Origin of the sequence: Agromyces mediolanus, from assembly GCF_023715325.1 — a bacterium.
Classification (GTDB): Bacteria; Actinomycetota; Actinomycetes; order Actinomycetales; family Microbacteriaceae; genus Agromyces; species Agromyces mediolanus_A.
Genome location: NZ_JAMBNX010000009.1, coordinates 146125 through 165223, shown reverse-complemented (window position 1 = coordinate 165223; position 19099 = coordinate 146125). Strand labels below are relative to the sequence as shown.

The window sequence follows — 19099 nt, the reverse complement described above, 5'->3', positions numbered from 1 at the left end:
CCCCCAACCCCCAACCCCCGAGGGGGTCGTTTTGCGGCATCCGCAAGTCGCGATGGCGAGGAATCCGTCGGAAAGTGACCCCTTCGGGAGCGGGCGGGGCGGGGAGCAGTCGGGAGCAGGCGGGGCGGGAGCGGATGGGGCGCCGCCGAGCCCGCTACCGCCTGACGGGCGTCGCCCCGGTGCGGGTGCGGATCGCCTCGGCGACGGCGACGGCGTCGCCCTCCGGCGCGTTCGACTTCCGGTCGGGGCGGGCGATGAACAGGTAGGCCAGTCCGGTCACGAGCACGATGCCGAGACCGATCAGCACGACCCAGTCGGTGAACACGTCCCCGGATTCCCCGGGCCTGGCGATCAGCACGATCGCGAAGATCCCGTACGCCAGGGCCAGGATGTTCACGACGACGCCGGCCCCGCGCAGCGAGAACGGCCCGGCCGGGCGCCAGCCCTTCGCCCGCTGCCGCAGCGAGGCGAGCACGACCATCTGGAACGCGACGTAGATGCCGAGCACCGCGAAGGAGGTGATCGGCACGAGCAGATTGCCGTTGAAGAAGATCAGCACGCTGATGATCGCGGGCACCGTGCAGGCGACGATGAGCGCGTTCGTCGGCACCTTGTTGCGCGGCGACACCTTCGCGAGCCAGGTGTGGCCGGGGATCATCCCGTCGCGGGCGAAGGAGAACAGCAGCCGGCTCGCGGCCGCCTGCAGGCTCAGCACGCAGGAGATGAAGGCGGTGATCGCGACGAGGAGGAAGATCTTCGCGCCGACGGGGCCGAGGGTGTCGGCCAGGATGCCGGGGATCGGGTCGGCGTCCTCGCCGGAGACGATCGCCTCGAGGTTCGGCGCGGCGAGCACGTAGCCGCCGAAAGAGAACAGCGCCGAGACGCCGCCGACGAGGATCGTCATCATCATCGCCCGGGGGATGCGCTTCGCGGGGTTCGAGACCTCCTCGGCGACGTCGCCGCAGGCCTCGAAGCCGTAGAAGAGGAAGAGCCCGGCGAGCGCGGCGCCGAGGAAGGCCACCGCATAGCTGCCGTCGCCCTCGACGCCCATCGTGTTGAAGAAGATGCCGAAGTCGTGCTTGCGCTGGAAGATCAGCAGGTAGAGGCCGAGGCCGATGACGCCGATGAGCTCGGCGGCGAGGCCGATCTGGGCGACCCGGGCGAGGGTCTTCGTGCCCGAGAAGTTGAACACGAAGGCGAGCAGCAGCAGGCCGAGCGTGATCGCGAGGTTCACCCCCGGCGTGAGCTCCAGGTCGAAGAGGCTCGCCACGAAGCCGGAGCCGAACTCGGCGACGGCGGTGATCGTGACGATCATCGCCCAGATGTAGATCCAGGCCGCCATCCAGGCGTAGCGGCGGCCCCAGAGCCGCCGCGCCCAGGGGTAGATGCCGCCGTGGATCGGGTACTGCGAGACGATCTCGCCGAACACGAGGGAGACGAGCAGCTGCCCGCAGCCGACGATGACGATCCACCAGATCGACGGCGGGCCGCCGATCGTGAGCGCCACGGCGAACAGCGAGTAGACGCCGACGAGCGGCGAGAGGTAGGTGAAGCCGAGGGCGAAGTTCGCCCACAGGCTCATCGAGCGGTTGAACGAGTCGTCGTAGCCGAGCACCTGGAGGTGCTCGGCGTCGTCGAGGTGGGTGACCTCGGATTCTGCAGGCATGGGGGGGTCCCTTCGATCGTCATTGATCTCGCGTCTCGCGCGGGTCGAGCGCCAGCATAGCCAGAGCTGCGGTCCTAAAGCTATAGAACCGGATGATTCGATGGGACCCCGCCCGATCAGGCCTGCGGCACGGCCGCCACGACGTCGATCTCGACGAGGATGTTCGCGAGACGCGAGCCGACCGTGGTGCGCACGGGGTACGGCTCCTGGAAGAACTCCGCGTACGCCTCGTTGTACTCGGCGAAGTCGGCGAGGTCCTCGAGGTGGGCGGTCACCTTCACGACGTCGTCGAAGCCGAGGCCGTACTCGGCGAGCACCGCGCCGATGTTGCGGAGCACCTGGCGGGTCTGCTCCTGCACGCCGCCCTCGACGACGAGGCCCGTCGCCGGGTCCTGCGGGCCGAAGCCGGCGGTGTAGAGGAAGCCGTTCGCGACGACGCCGTGGCTGTAGGGGCCGGCGGGCTTGGGGGCGTTCGAGAGGGTGACGGCGGTCTTCGGCATTGCGTGCTCCGGTCTTCGTGGGTGGTGGGTGGTGGGTGATGGGTGGTGGTTCAGCCGAGCTCGGCGGCGATCGCCGCGGCCGTGGCGCGGAGGGCGGGGAGGTGCTGCTTCAGGGCGTCGAGGTCGGCGACCATGCGGATGGCGGTGACCGACACGGCGCCGACGACGCCCATGCTCGACACCACCGGCACGGCGAGGCAGTTGACGAAGGGCTCGAACTCGCGGTCGTCGGCGGCGTAGCCGGCGGCGGCGACCCGGTCGAGCTCGGCGTCGAAGCGCGCCCGGCTCGTGATCGTGCGCTCGGTGAACGGCGCCCAGTCGACCCCCGCGAGCACGGCGTCGCGCTCGGTCTCCGGCAGCTCGGCGAGGATGGCCTTGCCGACGCCCGAGCAGTAGGGGATCACCGCCTTGCCGATGCGCGAGTACATGCGCACGCCCGAGGCATCCTCCACCTTGTCGACGTAGACGATCGATCCGTCGAGGAGCGCCGCGAGGTGCACGGTGTTGCCCGTGCGCCGGTGCAGCCGGCGCACGTGCTCGGCGCCCGCCTCGCGCAGGTCGAGCGACTCGAGGGCCTCGCGGGAGAGTGCGGCGAGCCGCGGTCCGAGCGCGTAGCGGCCGGAGCTGCGGCGGCGCACCCAGCCGACCTGCTCGAGCGACTGCAGCTCGCGGAACATCGTCGAGCGGTGCAGCCCGAAGGCCTCGGCGAGCTCGGCGACGGTGCGCGGCGACTCGGCGACGGCGTCGATGATGCGGGCGGCCCGCTCCACGCTCTGCGACATCAGCGGCTCCCCTCGTGGGCGGCGGGCGAAGCTGCGCGGCGCAGGCCCCGGCCGGGTGTCGCGCCGGTGAGCCGGCCGCCCGCGAGCACCGGCACGCCCGCGACGAGCACGTCCTCGATGCCCTCGGCGAGTCCGAGCGGTGCGTCGTACGAGGCGGTGTCGCGCACGGTCGCCGGGTCGAGCAGCACGAGGTCGGCGAGGGAGCCCGCCTGCACGCGGCCGCGCCGGCCGAGGCCGAAGCGTTCCGCGGCCCGCGTCGAGGCGAAGGCGGCGAGCCCGGCCCAGTCGAGCACGCCGTGCTCGAGCACGAGCTCGCGCGGGTAGCGCGCGAAGCTGCCGCGCGCCCGCGGGTGCGGATGCCGGCCGACGAAGATGCCGTCGGAGCCGCCCATCGCCCGGGGGTGGGCGAGGATGCCGGCGAGCTCCGCCGCGCTCCGCTCGCGCTGCACGGCCATCACGACGTTCACCTCGAGCCGGCTGGCGACGAGGGCGTCGAGGGCGAACTCGGCCGGGCTCCGGCCGGCGCGGGCGGATGCCTCGGCGAGCGTCAGTCCGTGCGCCCAGTCGAGCTCGGCCGCGGCGAGGTGGCCGAAGACGAGCATTTCCGGCCAGGCCGGGCCGAGGCTCGGGTAGTCGGCGATGCCGGGGAACCAGTCGCGCAACAGCTCCGCGCGCACCCGTTCGTCGGCGAGCAGGCCGACGAGCTCGTCGGCGGGGCGCACACCGAACTCGGGCGGCAGCAGGGGCATGGCGAGCAGGGAGCAGCCGCGGCCGTAGGGGTACGCGTCGAAGCTCGCGTCGAGGCCGGCCTCCGCGAGCTCGGCCATGAGCGCGTGCACGATCGCCGGCTCGGCGTGGAAGTGCGAGACGTGCACGGGCGCCCCTGACCGCCGCCCGATCTCCGCGAGTTCCGCGACGCCGGCCGCGGAGTTCGCCTCGTAGCCGCCGCGGAGGTGCGAGACGTAGACCCCGCCGGCCCGCCCGAGCTCCATGGCCAGCTCGGCGAGCTCGTCGACGTCGGCGAAGATCCCCGGCACGTAGTCGAGGCCGCTGGAGAGGCCGAGGGCCCCCTCGTCGAGGCCGGCGCGGACGAGGGCGCGCATCGCGGCGAGCTCCTCGGCCGTCGCCGGGGCCGCGGACCGCCCCAGCACCTCGTGCCGCACGGTGCCGGCGGGCACGAGCACGCCGGCGTTCAGCGGCGTGGTGCCGTCGTAGCCCGCGAGGAGCCCGGCGATGCCGCCGCCGGCGTCGCCCGGGTGCCGGCCGTTGATGGCGGCGAAGTACTCGCTCCCGTACGCGCCGTCGCCCGGTGCGAAGCCGACGCCGTCCTGACCGCCGATGACGCTCGTGACGCCCTGGCGGAGCAGTGCGAGCTGCACCTCCGGGTCGAAGAGCCGGGCGTCGGCGTGCGAGTGGGCGTCGACGAAGCCGGGCAGGACGAGCCGCCCCTCGCCCGCGATCTCGTGTGCGGCGGAGCGGCCCGCGGGCGCGCCGCGCTCGTCGCGAGGCCGGACCGCGGCGAGGAGCTCGCCGTCGAGGACGAGGTCGACGGGCTCGGCCGCCGGGTCGAGCCGGACGTCGCGGATGACGGATCGGGGATCGCTCATGCTCGTCCGCCGCTCAGAAGAAGGTCCGGACGAGATCGACCACGCGGGTGCTGCCCGCCCGCTCGACGACGGGCAGCCAGCGGCGCTTGTCGAACGCCGTGCAGGGGTGGGAGAGGCCGAGGGCGACGACCTCGCCCACGCCGACGGGCAGCTCGTCGCCGCGGAGGAAGGCGTGCTGGTCGTTCACCGCGGTGACCTCGGCGCCCGGCAGGGGGCGGCTCGCCGCGTCGCCGAGCTCGGCGGAGACGGCGAGCGGGTGCGGCAGCCCCTCGTCGAAGGGGAAGTCGCGCCGGCCGCCGTCGAGCAGCGCGAGGCCGGGCTCCGGATGCGAGACGACGCGCGCGTAGCCGCGCATCGCGGGCGCGAGTTCCGCGTCGAGGGGCGAGATGCCGTGGTAGAAGCCGTCGTCGTGCACGAGTGAGGCGCCCGAGCGGAGGATCCAGCGCCCGGGCCGGCCCGACGCCGTCGCCGCGGCCATCGCCGGGGCGAAGACCTCGGCGACGACGTCGGGGTAGGCGCTGCCGCCGGCCGTGACGACGAGCGGTGCCTCGTCGTCGACCAGCCCGGCCACCCCGTCGCGCAGTTCGAGCATCGCCGTGAGGAAGTCGCGCACGGCGGAGAGCCCCGCCGCGCTGCGGTCGTGGGCCAGCGCGCCCTCGTAGCCGGCGACGCCGGCGAGGCGCAGCACCGGCGAGGCGGCGACGCGGCGGGCGAGCGCGAGGGCGTCGGCGACGGAGCGGGCACCCGTGCGGCCGCCGGCGCCGCCGAGCTCGACGAGCACCTCGATCGGGCGGGGGAGCGGGCCGCGCGGGGCCAGGCCGCGCTCCATCGCTTCGACGGTCTCGATCGAGTCGACCCAGCAGTGGAAGCGGAAGCCCGGGTCGGCGAGCTCGTCGGCGAGCCAGGCGAGGCTCGCCGGGGCGACGAGTGCGTTCGCGAGCATCAGGCGGTCGGCGCCGAAGGCGCGCGCGGTGCGGAGCTGGCCGGGGGTGGCGAGGGTGAGGCCGCTCGCGCCACGGTCGAGCTGCAGGGCCCAGAGCTGCGGGGCCATCGTGGTCTTGCCGTGCGGCATGAGCTCGAGTCCGGCGGCGCTCGTCCACTGCTGCACGGTCGTCGCGTTGTGCTCGAGGGCCGCGCGGTCGAGCACCGTGAGGGGGGTCCAGAACTCGTCGAGCGTCGGGGCCGTGGCGAGGAAGGCGCGAGCGGTGAGCCCCGCGGCACGGGCCGGCAGCCCGGTGTCGGCGGGCGTCAGCACCTCGTCGTGCAGTCGGTCGAGTGCGAGCGTCATGCGTCTCCTCGCAGTGCGGCGTGATCGGTCGGACGAAAGGTGTGCAGATAGTGCAACACGCTTGCGCGGCATCTGCACAGCAGTCAGCATAGGGCCGTGCCGCCCATCCCTGAAGTCCTGACCGTCGGCGAGACGATGGCGCTCGTCGTGCCCGCCCGCGCCGAGCCGCTCGAGTCCGCCGTGGACTTCCGCGTCGAGCCGGGCGGTGCGGAGTCGAACGTCGCGGCGCATCTCGCCGCGCTCGGTCGCCGCACGGCCTGGGCGGGGGCGGTCGGCGACGACCCGCTCGGCCGCCGGCTGCTCGGTCAGCTCGACGCGCTCGGCGTCGACACGGCCTGGGCCAGCCGCGACGCCACGGCGCCCACCGGCGTCTACTTCAAGGACCCCGGTGGCCGGGTGCACTACTACCGGACGGGCTCCGCCGCGTCGCGGCTCGACGCCGACGCGGTCGCGAGGCTGCCCGTCTCGGGCGTCCGGCTGCTGCATCTGAGCGGCATCACGCCCGCCCTCTCATCGAGCTGCGACCGCCTCGTCGAGGCGCTGTTCGACGCCGCCGCCTCGGTGGGCGTCCCGGTGAGCTTCGACGTGAACCATCGGCCGGCGCTGTGGCCGTCGGCGGCCGCGGCCGCCGAGCGGTTGCTGGCGCTCGCCCGCCGAGCCCGCTTCGTCTTCGTCGGACTCGACGAGGCCGAGGGACTGTGGGGCACGCGCACGCCGGACGCCGTGCGCGAGCTGCTGCCGACGCCGGCGCAGCTGATCGTGAAGGACGGCGCCGTCGGCGCGACCGCCTTCGCCGACGGCGCCCCCGCCGTGCACGTGCCGGCGATCCCGACGACCGCCGTCGAGGTGGTGGGCGCGGGCGACGCGTTCGCCGCGGGCTGGATCGCCGCCTGGCTCGACGGCGGGGATGCCGAGGCGAGGCTCACGGCGGGCCATGCCCGGGCCGTGCTGACCATCGCGGGCACGAGCGACGTGCCCCGTGAGGAGAGGAACGACGGATGACCCGGATCGAGAACGCCGAGTTCGCCGAGCTGCTCGGCGGTGCGCCCCTGATGGCGATCTTCCGCGGGCTCGGCGCGCGCCGGAGCCTGGAGCTCGCGGAGCGCGCCTGGGAGCTCGGCATCGACGCGGTCGAGCTGCCCATCCAATCCGCCGATGATGTCGAGGCGCTGCGCCTCGTCGCCGCCGCCGCGCGGAGCGTGGGACGCGTCGTCGGTGCGGGCACGGTGGTCAGCGCCGAACAGGTCGAGCTCGCGGCGGGCGCCGGCGCCGCGTTCACCGTGAGCCCCGGCTTCGACGAGGCGGTCGTGCGCGCTTCGGCGGCGGCCGGGCTGCCGCCGCTGCCGGGCGTCGCGACGGCCACCGAGGTGCAGCGGGCCGCGGCGCTCGGCCTGAGCTGGCTGAAGGCCTTCCCCGCCGCCTCGCTCGGATCGGGGTGGTTCCGCGCGATGCGCGGTCCGTTCCCCGAGGTGCGTTTCGTCGCGACGGGCGGGCTGGATGCCGGGAACGCCGCCGACTTCCTCGCGGCCGGGGTGCGCGCGGTCGCCGTCGGCTCCGCGCTCGAGGACGAGTCGCAGCTGCCCCGGCTCGCCGAGCTGCTGCGCGGCGGCCGCTAGCGGCGGGCGCCCAGCCGGCGCGAGATCTCGTTCGCCGAGGCGACGACGAGCGCGCTGAGCTCGGGCACGCGCTCGCTCGTCACGCGGGAGACCGGGCCGGACAGGCTGATCGCGTGCGAGCACTGGCCGTGCTGGTCGAACACGGGGGCTGCGACGCAGCGGATGCCGTCCTCGTTCTCGACGTCGTCGATCGCCCAGCCGCGCTCGCGCGTGAGCGCGAGGTCGTGCCGGAGGGCGGCCTCGTCGGTGATCGTCCGCGGCGTCCGGCGGGGCATCCCGGCCTCCAGTACGGCGTGGACGGCCGCCTCGTCGAGCTGCGCCAGGATCGCCTTGCCGACGCTCGTCGAGTACATCGGCTGGGTGTTGCCGACCCGCGAGAACATGCGCACCGCGAGCGGGCTGTCGACCTTGTCGATGTAGACGACGCGGGGGAGCGCGGCGCGGACGAGGTGGGTGGTCTCCTGGGAGGCGCGCGACAGCTGGATGAGCACGTCGTGCATGTCGCGGTCGATGCTCACGGCGTTCAGGTAGCTCTGGCCGAGCTGGGCGCTGCGCCAGCTCAGCCGGTAGTGCCCCTGGCTGTCGCCGGCCTCGATGAAGTGCTCCTCGATCATCGGCTGCATGAGGCGCAGGATCGTGCTCTTGTTCAGCTGCAGCAGCTCGCCGAGCTCGGCGAGCGAGTAGCCCTCGCCGCTCCGGTCCTCGCCGAGCTGCAGCAGGATCGCGAGCGCACGGCGCAGCGAGGACGAGTTGTTGCGAGGGGCGGGTGCAGTCGGGTGCTGCTCGGTCATCTGGTCTCCTCCGCGAATTAGGAAAGACTCTATACGTTCTGCACTGCAATACAGCACTTTGCTTTGCACAATCCTTCTGGATACTCTGCAACGACCCCCGCTTCCAACGACGGAAGGCTTCACATGTCCAGACCTCACCAGCACGTGTCCGCACTCGGCTCGGCGATCGCGCTCGGCGCCGCCGCGCTCCTGCTCGCCGGCTGCGCCGCGCCGCAGTCCCTCGCCGGCGGCGGCGACAGCGGCGACGCCCTCACCATCGCGGAGACGACGCCGCCCACCTCGCTCGATCCGCAGGGGTCGAGCATGTTCAGCGACCGCTTCGTCTGGCAGCTGAGCTACGAGTGCCTCCTCACGACGAGCGACGACGGCACCGTCGAGCCCGCGCTGGCCACCGGGTACGAGAAGTCCGAGGACGGCCTGAGCTACACGTTCACGCTCCGCGAGGGGGTGACCTTCTCCGACGGCGACTCCCTCGACGCCGACGACGTGGTCTTCACCTTCGACCGCCTGACGACGAGCCCCGAGCGCATCGACCTGGAGCTCTTCCCGACCCTCGTCGGTGCCGAGAAGGTCGACGACGCCACGGTGCGCTTCGATCTGTCGAGCCCCGACGCCGGCTTCGTGAACAACATGGCCAACCCGCTGGTCTGGGGCTGTGCGATCCTGAGCGACGGCTCCGACGACTCGCTCGCCACCGCGATGGTCGGCACCGGCCCGTGGACCCAATCGGCGTACGAGCCCGGCACGAGCCTCACCCTGCAGCGCAACGACGACTATTGGGGCGAGCCGACCGCTTCGGCACAGCTGTCGATCCTGTACATGCCGAGCATGGCGACGCAGGTGAGCAACCTCAAGGCGGGCAAGGTCGACCTGATCTTCCCCGACCAGACCTCGGCCGGCTCGCTCGAGAAGGAGGGCTTCGCCGTCGAGCGCACACCCACCGACTCGACGATCTTCCTGCAGATCAACGACACGAAGGCGCCGTTCGACGACCCGGCGGTGCGCCAGGCGCTCGCACTCGCCTTCGACCGCGACCAGCTCGCCGAGCAGGCCTACGGCGGCGCGGCGCGCGCGAGCGGCTACCTGCCGCCGGGCCTCGAATGGGCGCCCGACGTCGCCGAGCTGCCGAACTTCACCCAGGACGCCGCGAAGGCCAAGGAGCTGCTCGCCGGCGCCGGCTACCCGGAGGGCGTCAGCGCGAAGCTCATGTACATCGGCTCGTACGACTACGGCACGAACGACCTGCTGGCCAGCATGCAGGACCAGCTCGCTCAGGCCGGGTTCGCGATCGAGCTCGAGCCGCTCGAAGGCGCCACCTGGGGCGACCGGCTCACCTCGATCGACTACGACCTCAGCTGGAACGCGCAGTCGTACTACTCCAACCCCTACCAGTACATCGCCCCCGCCCCCGGGCGCCAGGGACCGGTGCCCGCCTCGCTCCAGCAGCTGCTCGACGCGGCACTCGCCGCCGACTCGCAGGAGGCCTACCAGGACGCGCTCGTCGCCGTCGAGATGCACGAGGCGGAGATCGTCTACCCGACGCTCACCCTGCTCGCCACCGACGCGTTCGTCGCGCACCCCGACGGGGTGAGCGGCGTCTCGGTCCCGTCGAGCCAGAGCCGGGCGTTCCTCGCGGGCGTCTCGAAGAGCACGGACTGAACCCCGGGGCCGCCGGCCAGCCCGGCGGCCCCCACAGCACGGAAGGGAAGCGCGATGCCGCTCCTCGAACTCGAGCACGTCGACATCCGGTACCGGGCCGGTTCGGAGCCCGCGGTGCGCGACGTCTCGCTCACGCTCGACCACGGCGAGCGGGTCGGCATCGTCGGCGAATCCGGATCGGGCAAGAGCACCCTCGTCGCGGCGGTGCTCCGCTCCCTGCCGAAGGGGGCCGCGGTCGACGGCCGCATCACCCTGGACGGCCGCGACCTCGCCGGGGTCCCGCCCGCCGAGTTCCGCCGGCTCCGCAGCGTCGAGGTCGCCCGGATCCCGCAAGACCCGCTCGCGAGCCTCAACCCCGTCATCCGCATCGGCGTCCAGCTCGACGACGTGATCCGGGCGCACCGCCGGCTCCCGGCCGCGGACCGGCGCCGGCTCGCCGTCGACGCGCTCGCGGCCGTCGGCATCCCCGCGCCGGAGTCGAAGCTGCGCAGCTACCCGCACGAGCTGTCGGGCGGTATGCGCCAGCGCGTGCTCATCGCGATGGCGCTCGTGAACGAACCCCGCCTGCTCATCGCGGACGAGCCGACGACCGCGCTCGACGTCACCGTGCAGGCCCAGATCATCGACCTGCTCCGGCACCGGCTCGACCACGAGGGCATGTCGATGCTGCTCATCACCCACGACATCGGCGTCGTCGTCGAACTGTGCGAGCGGATCGTCGTCATGCGCCGTGGCGGCATCATCGAGGAAGGACGGACCGCCGAGATCATGCGGGACCCGAAGCATCCGTACACCAGATCGCTCTTCGCCGCGGCCTCGGCCATGCCCGTCGGCCGCCGCCGGGAGGGCGCCGCATGACCGCCGTGGACGCGCCGGCGGTGACCGCCCCGGCCCTCGCGGCGACCGGCCTCGTACGCCACTTCGCCGTCTCCGGTCGCCGGTCGAAGGCCGAACGGGCCGCCGGCGCCGGACGGCATCGCGCCGTGCACGCCGTCGACGACGTCAGCCTCGTCGTCCCGGCCGGCACGACGCTCGGCGTGGTCGGCGAATCGGGATGCGGCAAATCCTCGCTCGGGCGACTGCTCGTCGGCCTCGATCGTCCCGACCGCGGCGAGATCGAATGGGCGGGCGAGCGGGCCGGCACGCACCGCGGTCAGGTGCAGGCCGTCTTCCAGGACCCCGCGAGCGCACTCGACCCGCGGATGACGGTCCAGGACGCGATCGGGGAGGCGCTCCCCGGCCTCCGCGGCGACGAGCTCCGCGCCGCCGTCGACGAGCTGCTGCACCGGGTCGGGCTCGACGCCGAGCTCGCGGAGCGGCTCCCGCACCAGCTCTCCGGCGGTCAGCAGCAGCGCGTCTGCATCGCCAGGGCGATCGCCTCGAACCCCGCGCTCGTCCTCCTCGACGAGGCGGTCAGCTCGCTCGACGCCTCGCTGCAGGCCCAGGTGGTCGAGTTGCTGCTGCAGCTCCAGGAGCGCAACCACGCAGCCTACGTGTTCATCTCCCACGATCTCCGGGCCGTGCGCGCGGTCAGCGACCGCATCGCCGTGATGTACCTCGGCCAGATCGTGGAGCTCGCCCCCGCCGAGCGCTTCGACCTCGAACTGCTCCACCCGTACTCGGTGGCGCTGCGCTCGGCTGAACCGCACCTCCCGGGCGACGGCCACCGCATCGAGCGGATCGTGCTCCAGGGGGATCCGCCGAGCCCCATCGACCCGCCGAGCGGATGCCGGTTCGCCTCGCGCTGCCCGGTCGCGCAGGCACGCTGCCGCACGGAGGCGCCCGCGCTCGTCGAGCGCACCGACGGCCACGCGGTGCGCTGCCACTTCCCGGGATCGCTCGTCCCGCTCGTCCTGCCCGAGGAGCAGCCCGCATGATCGGCTACATCGTGAAGCGCGTCGCCGGCGCGGTGCTCGTGCTCCTCCTGCTGAGCGTGCTCATCTTCTTCGCCGGCCGCGGGCTCGTCTCGGGCAACCCGGCGACGCTCATCGCGGGCTCGAAGGCCTCGCCGGAGACGATCGCGGCACTCGAGCACTCGCTGGGCCTCGACCGGCCGATCATCGTGCAGTACCTCGACTGGCTCGGTCGCGCCGTGACCGGCGACTTCGGCGTCTCGCCCTTCTCCGGGATCGAGAACACCGAGGTGCTCCGCCAGCAGCTCCCCGTCTCGCTGGAGCTGGCGCTCATGAGCCTCTGCTTCGCCGTGCTGATCGGCGTGCCGCTCGGGGTGATCGCCGCGAAGCGGGCGGGCAGCTGGCTCGACACGGCGCTCCGCGCGCCGATGATCCTCATCTTCGCGATCCCCGGGTTCATCTCCGGCACCATCGCGATCTTCCTCGCGACGAACGTGCTGACGAACCTCTACTCGCCGGTGTACATCCGCTTCGAGGACAATCCGCTCGGCAACCTGCAGATCATGCTGCTGCCGGCCCTCGCCGTCGGCATCCCCACGGCGCCGCTCATCATGCAGGTGACCCGCGCGGCGATGATCGAGGTGCTCGGGCTCGCCTTCGTCGCCTCGGCCAGGACGAACGGCCTGCCGGAGCGGCGGGTGACGTACGGCTATGCGTTGAAGGCCGCGACCCCGCCCATCCTCACCTTCATCGGCTTCACCTTCGGCTCGCTCATCGGCGGCCTCTTCATCGTCGAGCAGATCTTCGGCCTGCCAGGGCTCGGCCGGGGGATGCTGCAGTCGATCTCCACGCGCGACTTCACCCAGCTCACCGCGCAGGCGCTCGCGCTCGCCGCAGCTTTCATCGTCGGCAACCTCATCGTCGACCTGCTCGTGCCCGTCGTCGACCGAAGGATCGCCCTGCGATGACCAGCGAACTCACCGAAACCCTCGCCTCGACCTCGCTGCTGCAGCCGTCGAAGCGCCGCCGGATCCCCGTCGTGGGCACGATCGCGTACGCCGTGCTCGCCGTCTACGTGCTGCTGGCCATCGTCGGCCCGCTGCTCGTGCCGTACCCGCCGAACCAGCTGAACGTCGGTCCGCGGCTCGCGCCGCCCGGACCCGAGTTCTGGTTCGGCACCGACGCCCTGGGCCGCGACCTGCTCTCCCGGGTCGTCGCCGCGATCCGGCCGGCCCTCGTCGCGGCGGCGACGGCGACGGCGATCGCCCTGGTGATCGGGACCCTGTTCGGCCTCGCCGCGGGCTACTGGCGCGGGGCCGTCGACGGCGTGATCTCGCGCATCGTCGACTTCCTGTTCGCGGTGCCCGAGTACCTGCTCGCGATCCTCGTCCTCGCGGTCCTCGGCAGCGGCCTCGTGAACGCGGCCGTCGCGATCGGCATCGTCTTCATCCCGCGCTTCGCGAGGACGGTGCGCGGCTCGACGCTCGAGATCATGTCCCGCAACTACATCGACGCCGCGCGGCTGTCCGGGCGGGGCGGGGCGTGGATCATGTCCCGCCATCTCCTGCCGAACATCGCTTCGCCGCTCGTCGTGATCACCGCGATCAACCTCTCGACGGCGACGGGCGCCTACGCGGCGCTGAGCTTCCTCGGCTTCGGGGTCCGGCCGCCGGACGCGGACTTCGGCAGCATGATCGCCGACTCGCTGCAGTACCTGACGGCGGATGCCTGGGTGGTCGTGCCGCCCGCGGTGGCCTTCGTCATCCTGATTCTCGCCATCAATCTCGCGGGGGACGCCCTCCGCGACCGACTCGACCCGAGGAGCGTCTCCCGATGACCGTGCTCTCCCTCTCCGCCGCCGAACTCCGGGCCCGGCTCGAGCCGGCGCTGCCCGAGCTCCTCGAGGAGTTCCAGGTGCCCGGCGCGGGCATCGCGCTCCGACTCGGCGAGGAGCGTATCGGCTTCGGCGTCGGCGTCACGAACCTGGAGCACCCGCTCCCGGTCGACGGCGACACGATCTTCCAGATCGGCTCGATCTCGAAGACGCTGCTCGGCGTCGTCGTCGCGCAGCTCGAGGCGGAGGGGCTCGTCGAGCTGGACGCCCCGGTGGCCCCGCTGCTCGCGGACCTCGGCCGACTCGATCCGCGGATCACGCTCGGGCAGCTGATCACCCACCGCTCCGGCATCGACGCCCAGTACATGATCGGCCGCGCGCACGAGCTGCTCGCCGACCACGCGGATGACAGCATCTCCGCCTCGATCGCGAAGTTCGCCGACGACGAGCCGATGTTCGCGCCGGGCAGCGACTTCTCCTACAGCGGGCCCGGCTTCATGGTCGCCGCGGCGGTCGTCGAACGGGTCACGGGCCGGCGCTGGGCCGACGTGCTCCGGGAGCGGGTGCTCGAGCCCGCCGGGATGCGGCGGACGTTCACCACCGCGGACGAGGCGATCACGCACCGCGTGGCGGCGCCGCACGACCTCACGGACGGCCGGGCCAGGGTGGCCCGCGACGAGGGCTGGCAGCTGCACTGGCAGCTGCCCGGTTGGGACGTGCCCGGCGGCGGGGTGCTCAGCACGCCGAACGAGCTGCTCCGCTACGCGGAGTTCGCCGAGCGGGCGGCGCCGGGGACGGCGCACTTCCGCACGCTCGCGAACCGCGGCGTGCCCGGCCAGGACATCGCCTACGGCTGGATGGCCGAGCGTCGGCGCGGCCGGGCCGCGTACCTGCACGACGGGCTCACGATCGGCTACTCGACCCGGCTCGTCCTGGTGCCGGAGGCGCAGCTCGGCTACGCGATCCTCACGAACTCGGTGAAGGGCGAGCCCTTCAAGAACGCGGTGGAGCGGCTGATCCTCGACGCCCGCTTCGGGGCGGAGCCCCGCACCGACGTCGCCGTCGAGGCGTTGGCCGGGTACCTCGGGCTCGTCGGCCGCTACGACTGCGGCTTCTACGGGCAGGCCGACCTCCGCGTGCGGGCCGACGGGGACGGCTTCGAGCTCGTCTCGCTGCCGACCGCCCGCGACGACGGGAGCTACACGATCGACCCGATGTCGGTCGAGCGCCTGCTGCCCGCCGGCCCCGGCGTGCTCTCCAGCGACCCGGGGTCCGAGTTCCCCGAGGACGTCGTCGCGTACGTGCGGGACGACGCTGGCCTCGGCGTCGCGCTCAGGCTGGGCGAGCGGCTCGCGGTCCGCGTCGGGGGCTGACCGGGCCCGCCCGGGGTGGCAGGATGCCACCATGGGAACGGTGACGGACTACCTCGACGCCCGCAGCGGGTCCGACCGGGCGGCGCTCGAACGCGTCATCCGCGTCGCGCGCGAGCTCGCACCGGACGCGAGCGAGGGGGAGAGCTACGGCATGCCCGCGCTGCTGCACCGCGGCAAAGGCCTCGTCGCCGCGATGGCGGCGAAGGAGCACCTCGGGCTCTACCCGTTCAGCGGCACGGTGCTCGCCGGCTTCGCGGACGAGCTCGCGGGCTTCGACTGGTCGAAGGGCTCGGTGCGGTTCAGCGCCGAGCACCAGCTGCCCGAGGAGTTGCTGCGGCGGATCCTCGGCGCGCGCATCGCCGAGATCGACGCGCGCCTCGACCGCTGAGCACGGCGGAGACGACGGATGCCGCAGGCATCGGCCTGCGGCATCCGTCGTCGTGATCGGCGGGATCAGCCGATGCGGATCATCTTCTTGTTGACGAACTCGTCGGCGCCGAAGCGGCCGAGCTCGCGGCCCGAGCCCGAGCGCTTGATGCCGCCGAAGGGCAGCTCGGCGCCGTCGGCCCCGACGACGTTCACGAAGACCATGCCGGCCTCGATCTTGTCGGCGACGCGGAGGGCCTGCTCGCGGTCGGTGGTGAACACGTAGGAGCCGAGACCGAACGGGGTGTCGTTCGCGAGCTCGACGGCGGCGTCCTCGTCGGCGACCTTGAACACCTGCGCGACCGGGCCGAAGAACTCCTCGTGGAAGGCGTCCGAGCCGGGCTTCACGTCGGTGAGGATCGTGGCCGAGTAGTAGTTGTCGCTGCGGGTGCCGCCCGAGTGCAGGGTGGCGCCCTGGGCGACGGCGCGGTCGACCTGCTCCTGCAGGGTGTCGGCGGCCTTGGCCGAGGACAGCGGGCCGAGGGCCGTGCCGTCCTTGGCGGGGTCGCCCTCCTCGACGGCGTTCATCGCGGCGGTGAACTTCTCGAGGAAGGGCTCGTAGAGCTCGTCGGCGACGATGAAGCGCTTGGCCGCGTTGCAGGCCTGGCCGTTGTTGTCGACGCGGGCCATGACGGCCGCCTCGACGGTCGCGTCGAGGTCGTCGGTCGACAGCAGGATGAAGGGGTCGGAGCCGCCGAGCTCGAGCACGACCTTCTTCAGGTAGCGGCCGGCGATCTCGGCGACCTTCGCGCCGGCGCGCTCCGAGCCGGTGAGCGAGACGCCCTGCACGCGCGGGTCGGCGATGACGGTCTCGATCTGCGCGTGCGAGGCGTAGATGTTGACGTAGGCGCCCTCGGGGAAGCCGGCGTCGAGGAAGATGCGCTCGATCGCGGCGGCCGACTCGGGGCACTGCTCGGCGTGCTTCAGCAGGATGGTGTTGCCGATGATGAGGTTCGGGCCGGCGAAGCGGGCGACCTGGTAGTACGGGAAGTTCCACGGCATGATGCCGAGCAGCGGGCCGAGCGAGGAGCGGCGGATGAGCGCCGAGCCCTCGCCCGCGAGCAGCTCGATCTCCTCGTCGGCGAGGAGCGATGCGGCGTTGTCGGCGTAGTACTCGTAGATCGCGGCGGAGAACTCGACCTCGCCGACGGCCTGCTCGCGGGGCTTGCCCATCTCGCGGACGATGATGTCGGCGAGCTCGTCGATGCGCTCGGTGTGCAGCTCGGCGACGCGGCGGATGAGGGCTGCGCGCTCGGCGACGGTGGAGTTCTTCGACCAGGTGCGGTGGGCCTCGGTGGCCTTCGCGATCGCGGCCTGCAGCGCCTCGTCGGTGATCGTGTCGTAGCTCTTGACGACCTCGCCGGTGGCGGGGTTGGTCACGGCATAGGGCATGGGGTTCTCCTTCTCGGGTGCACGCACGCCAGAGTCCGTCTGCCGCGGTGCATACGCTCGTCCTTCAAAGATATAACAGCGGATGATTGATCGGGACCGGTCTCTGCGGATGCACAGCTGGACGTGGCGCGATTGCCGCTGCATCGGATCTGCATCACTCATGATGCGATAGCCTGGTCGCATGCGCACCACCGTCGATCTCCCGCCGGCCGTGCACCATCGCGTGCGCGAGCTCGCCGCCTCACGGCACCAGTCGATGTCCCGCGTGATCGCCGACCTGACCATGACCGGGCTCGCCGGCCTGCAGGTCGAGGTCGAGTACACCCGCGATCCGCAGTCCGGCCTGCCGGTGCTGAGTCTCGGCCGAGCCGTCGACGACGCCGAGGTGGCCGACGCGCTCGACGACGAATGACGACGCGCTTCCTGCTCGATGCGAACGTGCTCATCGCGCTCACCGTCGCCGAGCACGTGCACCACGAGCGCGCGAGCGCCTGGTTCGCCGGGGTCGAGCAGGCCGCCGTCTGCCCGATCGTTGAAGGCGCGCTGCTGCGGTTCCTCGTGCGACTCGGGGTGCCGCCGAGCTCCGTCCGCGCCATGCTGCTGGCGCTGCACGACGATCCCCGCATCGAGCTCTGGGCCGAGTCGCTGTCGTACACCGAGGTCGAGCTCGGGCACGTGATCGGGCATCGCCAGGTGACCGACGCCTATCTCGCGGCGCTCGCGCGGCACCATCGGGGGCGGCTGGCGACCCTCGACGAGGCGCTGCACGCGGCGGTGCCGGAGTCCACGCTGCTCGTGCCGCGCTGAGGGGCGCTCAGGCCGGAGCGACGAGCACCCGGAAGGGCGTCGCCGCGCAATCGAGCGCGGCGGCCGAGCTGCTGGCGAGCTGGCCGACCTGCAGCGCCGGCTCGGTCGAGAGCACCACCCGGCCGTCGGCGTTCACGAGCGCGAGCGGGGCGTCGACCGCGAGGAAGCCGGCGAGGAGCTCCCGCTCGAGCCGGCGCACCGCGACGTCCGCGCCCACGACGCCGACCATGCGCTCGCCGTCGGCGGCGTGCGCGGGCATCGTCAGGGTGAGGATGTAGTCGCAGGTGCAGAGGTGGTCGACGAACGGCCCGGTGACATGCGCGTGCCGCGTCGTCGCGGGGATGCGGTACCACTCGAGGGCCCGGAAGTCGCGCAAGTACTCGGTGTAGCCGCGGGTGGAGAGATCGAGCCGGGTGGGCCCGTCGGTCGAACCGAGCACGGGGTTGTCGTCGAGCGGGCCGAGCCACCAGGCGAAGTGCACGTCGCGACCGTGCACGATCTCGCCGTCGGCGATGAAGCCGGCACCGACGAGGAGGGCGTCGGGCTCGACGAGGCGGGGGATGACGAGCTCGGAGACGAGCTGGTCGAGCGCGAGCGGCTTCACGCCGGGCGCGATCGCCCGCTCGATCGGCGCACGCCAGGCGGCGAGCTGCTCGAACACGCCCGTGAACAGCCGCGACACGGCCGCGGCGGCGGCCTCGGCCCCGGCGGGGAGCGCCTGATCAGTCATCGATGCCCCCTCCTCGCTCGACTCTCGCCTTCGCCGCGAGCAGCCGTTCGGCGAGACTCGCGACGAGGGCGCCGGCGGCGGCGCGGGCTTCCGCCGGGCGGTGTGCGGCGACGGCCTCGACGATGCGCCGGTCGGTCGCGGCGGCCAGGCGGCGCTCGTCCTCCTCGTCGAGACCGAGCAGCAGCAGCGGGCCGGCGTCGGCCTGCAGGCGGATCTGCTCCCGCACGAGCCGCGCCGACTGGCTGAGCACGGCGAGCTCGAGGAAGAAGCCGCCCTGGTTCGTGCGGGCGGATGCCGCGGTGCCGAAGTCGGCCGCGTCGAGCCACTCGGCGAGGCGGACCGCCTCCGGCTCGGCCGCGCGCTCGGCGGCGCGCTCGGCGATGCCCGCGAGGATGGCGCCGAAGTAGACGGCCATGTCGCTGAGCTCGACCTGGGCGAGGGCGCGCAGCCGCGCGGTGAGCAGGGCGCGGTGCTCGGCGTCGTCGTGCACGACGAAGCTGCCGCCCTCCCGGCCGCGACGCGTCTCGACGAGGCCGGCGTCGCGGAGGATGCCGAGGCCCTCGCGCACCGTGATGAGCGCGACGCCGAAACGGCGGGCGAGCTCGGGCTCGCTCGGCAGGCGCTCGCCGGGGTGCAGCACCCCGAGCACGATGCCGTCGGTGAGCCGCTGCGCGACCTGCTCGGCACGGCCGGCGTCCGACAGCTGCGCGAACACGGCCTCGCGCGCTCCCGGGCCCACCCTCGATCCCATAGCGCACAGCTTTTCACAGGAGTT

The 19099-nt window shown here is 72.8% G+C and carries 20 protein-coding genes; 11 read left to right on the top strand and 9 right to left on the bottom strand.

All coding sequences use genetic code 11. The features are described 5' to 3' along the window. Positions 1–154 precede the first annotated feature (154 nt). The 5 genes from M3147_RS15780 to M3147_RS15760 all read right to left on the bottom strand — a co-directional run bounded on the left by M3147_RS15780 (position 155) and on the right by M3147_RS15760 (position 5843). Positions 155–1666 (bottom strand): APC family permease, encoded by a 1512-nt coding sequence (locus M3147_RS15780; protein ID WP_251204370.1) that lies wholly within the window; start codon positions 1664–1666, stop codon positions 155–157. Positions 1667–1782: 116 nt separating this feature from the next. Continuing rightward, positions 1783–2166, bottom strand: coding sequence for a RidA family protein (locus M3147_RS15775; protein ID WP_251204369.1), 384 nt, complete (start codon positions 2164–2166; stop codon positions 1783–1785). A gap of 50 nt (positions 2167–2216) precedes the next feature. Continuing rightward, positions 2217–2948 carry an IclR family transcriptional regulator gene (locus M3147_RS15770; protein ID WP_251204368.1) on the bottom strand — a complete coding sequence of 244 codons (732 nt, stop codon included), beginning with the start codon at positions 2946–2948 and terminating at the stop codon, positions 2217–2219. Next, positions 2948–4555, bottom strand: coding sequence for an N-acyl-D-amino-acid deacylase family protein (locus tag M3147_RS15765; RefSeq protein WP_251204367.1), 1608 nt, complete (start codon positions 4553–4555; stop codon positions 2948–2950). Before M3147_RS15765 ends, M3147_RS15770 begins: the two co-directional genes overlap by 1 nt. A gap of 13 nt (positions 4556–4568) precedes the next feature. Beyond that, positions 4569–5843, bottom strand: a complete 1275-nt coding sequence (locus M3147_RS15760; RefSeq protein WP_251204366.1) for an alanine racemase — start codon at positions 5841–5843, stop codon at positions 4569–4571. 96 nt (positions 5844–5939) lie between these two features. Between M3147_RS15760 and M3147_RS15755 the strand changes: the two genes are divergently transcribed. After that, positions 5940–6845, top strand: a complete 906-nt coding sequence (locus M3147_RS15755) for a sugar kinase (RefSeq protein WP_251204365.1) — start codon at positions 5940–5942, stop codon at positions 6843–6845. Beyond that, on the top strand, positions 6842–7459 hold the full coding sequence (locus M3147_RS15750) for a bifunctional 4-hydroxy-2-oxoglutarate aldolase/2-dehydro-3-deoxy-phosphogluconate aldolase (RefSeq protein WP_251204364.1): 618 nt from the start codon (positions 6842–6844) through the stop codon (positions 7457–7459). Before M3147_RS15755 ends, M3147_RS15750 begins: the two co-directional genes overlap by 4 nt. Here the strand turns inward: M3147_RS15750 and M3147_RS15745 are convergent. Then, entirely contained in the window at positions 7456–8250 is a 795-nt protein-coding gene (locus M3147_RS15745) for an IclR family transcriptional regulator (protein WP_251204363.1), read from the bottom strand. The genes M3147_RS15750 and M3147_RS15745 overlap by 4 nt on opposite strands. Before the next feature lie 123 nt (positions 8251–8373). Here M3147_RS15745 and M3147_RS15740 point away from each other — a divergent pair, with 123 nt between their 5' ends. From M3147_RS15740 to M3147_RS15710, 7 genes are read left to right on the top strand one after another with little or no spacing between them, the layout of a single operon-like run. Beyond that, positions 8374–9909 carry an ABC transporter substrate-binding protein gene (locus M3147_RS15740; RefSeq protein ID WP_251204362.1) on the top strand — a complete coding sequence of 512 codons (1536 nt, stop codon included), beginning with the start codon at positions 8374–8376 and terminating at the stop codon, positions 9907–9909. A gap of 54 nt (positions 9910–9963) precedes the next feature. Continuing rightward, a complete protein-coding gene (locus tag M3147_RS15735) occupies positions 9964–10767 on the top strand; it encodes an ABC transporter ATP-binding protein (RefSeq protein WP_251204361.1) in 804 nt (267 codons plus the stop codon). After that, positions 10764–11786, top strand: a complete 1023-nt coding sequence (locus M3147_RS15730) for an oligopeptide/dipeptide ABC transporter ATP-binding protein (protein ID WP_251204360.1) — start codon at positions 10764–10766, stop codon at positions 11784–11786. Before M3147_RS15735 ends, M3147_RS15730 begins: the two co-directional genes overlap by 4 nt. Continuing rightward, a complete protein-coding gene (locus tag M3147_RS15725) occupies positions 11783–12730 on the top strand; it encodes an ABC transporter permease (protein ID WP_251204359.1) in 948 nt (315 codons plus the stop codon). Before M3147_RS15730 ends, M3147_RS15725 begins: the two co-directional genes overlap by 4 nt. Continuing rightward, positions 12727–13599 carry an ABC transporter permease gene (locus tag M3147_RS15720; protein ID WP_251204358.1) on the top strand — a complete coding sequence of 291 codons (873 nt, stop codon included), beginning with the start codon at positions 12727–12729 and terminating at the stop codon, positions 13597–13599. Before M3147_RS15725 ends, M3147_RS15720 begins: the two co-directional genes overlap by 4 nt. Further along, a complete protein-coding gene (locus M3147_RS15715) occupies positions 13596–14969 on the top strand; it encodes a serine hydrolase domain-containing protein (protein WP_251204357.1) in 1374 nt (457 codons plus the stop codon). The genes M3147_RS15720 and M3147_RS15715 overlap by 4 nt, the downstream gene beginning before the upstream one ends. A 31-nt stretch (positions 14970–15000) precedes the next feature. Beyond that, positions 15001–15357, top strand: coding sequence for an iron chaperone (locus M3147_RS15710; RefSeq protein WP_251204356.1), 357 nt, complete (start codon positions 15001–15003; stop codon positions 15355–15357). Positions 15358–15422: 65 nt separating this feature from the next. On the opposite strand, the gene M3147_RS15705 is transcribed toward M3147_RS15710, so the two are convergent. Then, a complete protein-coding gene (locus M3147_RS15705) occupies positions 15423–16787 on the bottom strand; it encodes an NAD-dependent succinate-semialdehyde dehydrogenase (RefSeq protein ID WP_251204355.1) in 1365 nt (454 codons plus the stop codon). 181 nt (positions 16788–16968) lie between these two features. Here M3147_RS15705 and M3147_RS15700 point away from each other — a divergent pair, with 181 nt between their 5' ends. Continuing rightward, the gene (locus M3147_RS15700) at positions 16969–17199 is read left to right on the top strand and encodes a hypothetical protein (RefSeq protein WP_251204354.1); all 231 of its coding nucleotides are present in this window, start codon (positions 16969–16971) and stop codon (positions 17197–17199) included. Next, positions 17196–17594, top strand: a complete 399-nt coding sequence (locus tag M3147_RS15695) for a TA system VapC family ribonuclease toxin (protein WP_251204353.1) — start codon at positions 17196–17198, stop codon at positions 17592–17594. The genes M3147_RS15700 and M3147_RS15695 overlap by 4 nt, the downstream gene beginning before the upstream one ends. A 7-nt stretch (positions 17595–17601) precedes the next feature. Here M3147_RS15695 and M3147_RS15690 read toward each other — a convergent pair whose 3' ends face one another. Together M3147_RS15690 and M3147_RS15685 are read right to left on the bottom strand one after the other, a co-directional pair. After that, the gene (locus tag M3147_RS15690) at positions 17602–18324 is read right to left on the bottom strand and encodes a hypothetical protein (RefSeq protein WP_251204352.1); all 723 of its coding nucleotides are present in this window, start codon (positions 18322–18324) and stop codon (positions 17602–17604) included. After that, positions 18317–19075 (bottom strand): GntR family transcriptional regulator, encoded by a 759-nt coding sequence (locus M3147_RS15685; protein ID WP_251204351.1) that lies wholly within the window; start codon positions 19073–19075, stop codon positions 18317–18319. Before M3147_RS15685 ends, M3147_RS15690 begins: the two co-directional genes overlap by 8 nt. Positions 19076–19099: the final 24 nt, after the last annotated feature.

Bases quoted from the DNA above. Each gene is read 5' to 3' on its own strand.
- M3147_RS15730 (WP_251204360.1), top strand. From the start codon at position 10,764: ATGACCGCCGTGGACGCGCCGGCGGTGACCGCCCCGGCCCTCGCGGCG.
- M3147_RS15765 (WP_251204367.1), bottom strand. From the start codon at position 4,555: ATGAGCGATCCCCGATCCGTCATCCGCGACGTCCGGCTCGACCCGGCG.
- M3147_RS15740 (WP_251204362.1), top strand. From the start codon at position 8,374: ATGTCCAGACCTCACCAGCACGTGTCCGCACTCGGCTCGGCGATCGCG.
- M3147_RS15760 (WP_251204366.1), bottom strand. From the start codon at position 5,843: ATGACGCTCGCACTCGACCGACTGCACGACGAGGTGCTGACGCCCGCC.
- M3147_RS15775 (WP_251204369.1), bottom strand. From the start codon at position 2,166: ATGCCGAAGACCGCCGTCACCCTCTCGAACGCCCCCAAGCCCGCCGGC.
- M3147_RS15780 (WP_251204370.1), bottom strand. From the start codon at position 1,666: ATGCCTGCAGAATCCGAGGTCACCCACCTCGACGACGCCGAGCACCTC.
- M3147_RS15715 (WP_251204357.1), top strand. From the start codon at position 13,596: ATGACCGTGCTCTCCCTCTCCGCCGCCGAACTCCGGGCCCGGCTCGAG.
- M3147_RS15685 (WP_251204351.1), bottom strand. From the start codon at position 19,075: ATGGGATCGAGGGTGGGCCCGGGAGCGCGCGAGGCCGTGTTCGCGCAG.
- M3147_RS15770 (WP_251204368.1), bottom strand. From the start codon at position 2,948: ATGTCGCAGAGCGTGGAGCGGGCCGCCCGCATCATCGACGCCGTCGCC.
- M3147_RS15690 (WP_251204352.1), bottom strand. From the start codon at position 18,324: ATGACTGATCAGGCGCTCCCCGCCGGGGCCGAGGCCGCCGCCGCGGCC.
- M3147_RS15720 (WP_251204358.1), top strand. From the start codon at position 12,727: ATGACCAGCGAACTCACCGAAACCCTCGCCTCGACCTCGCTGCTGCAG.
- M3147_RS15700 (WP_251204354.1), top strand. From the start codon at position 16,969: ATGCGCACCACCGTCGATCTCCCGCCGGCCGTGCACCATCGCGTGCGC.
- M3147_RS15705 (WP_251204355.1), bottom strand. From the start codon at position 16,787: ATGCCCTATGCCGTGACCAACCCCGCCACCGGCGAGGTCGTCAAGAGC.
- M3147_RS15745 (WP_251204363.1), bottom strand. From the start codon at position 8,250: ATGACCGAGCAGCACCCGACTGCACCCGCCCCTCGCAACAACTCGTCC.
- M3147_RS15735 (WP_251204361.1), top strand. From the start codon at position 9,964: ATGCCGCTCCTCGAACTCGAGCACGTCGACATCCGGTACCGGGCCGGT.
- M3147_RS15710 (WP_251204356.1), top strand. From the start codon at position 15,001: ATGGGAACGGTGACGGACTACCTCGACGCCCGCAGCGGGTCCGACCGG.
- M3147_RS15695 (WP_251204353.1), top strand. From the start codon at position 17,196: ATGACGACGCGCTTCCTGCTCGATGCGAACGTGCTCATCGCGCTCACC.
- M3147_RS15725 (WP_251204359.1), top strand. From the start codon at position 11,783: ATGATCGGCTACATCGTGAAGCGCGTCGCCGGCGCGGTGCTCGTGCTC.
- M3147_RS15750 (WP_251204364.1), top strand. From the start codon at position 6,842: ATGACCCGGATCGAGAACGCCGAGTTCGCCGAGCTGCTCGGCGGTGCG.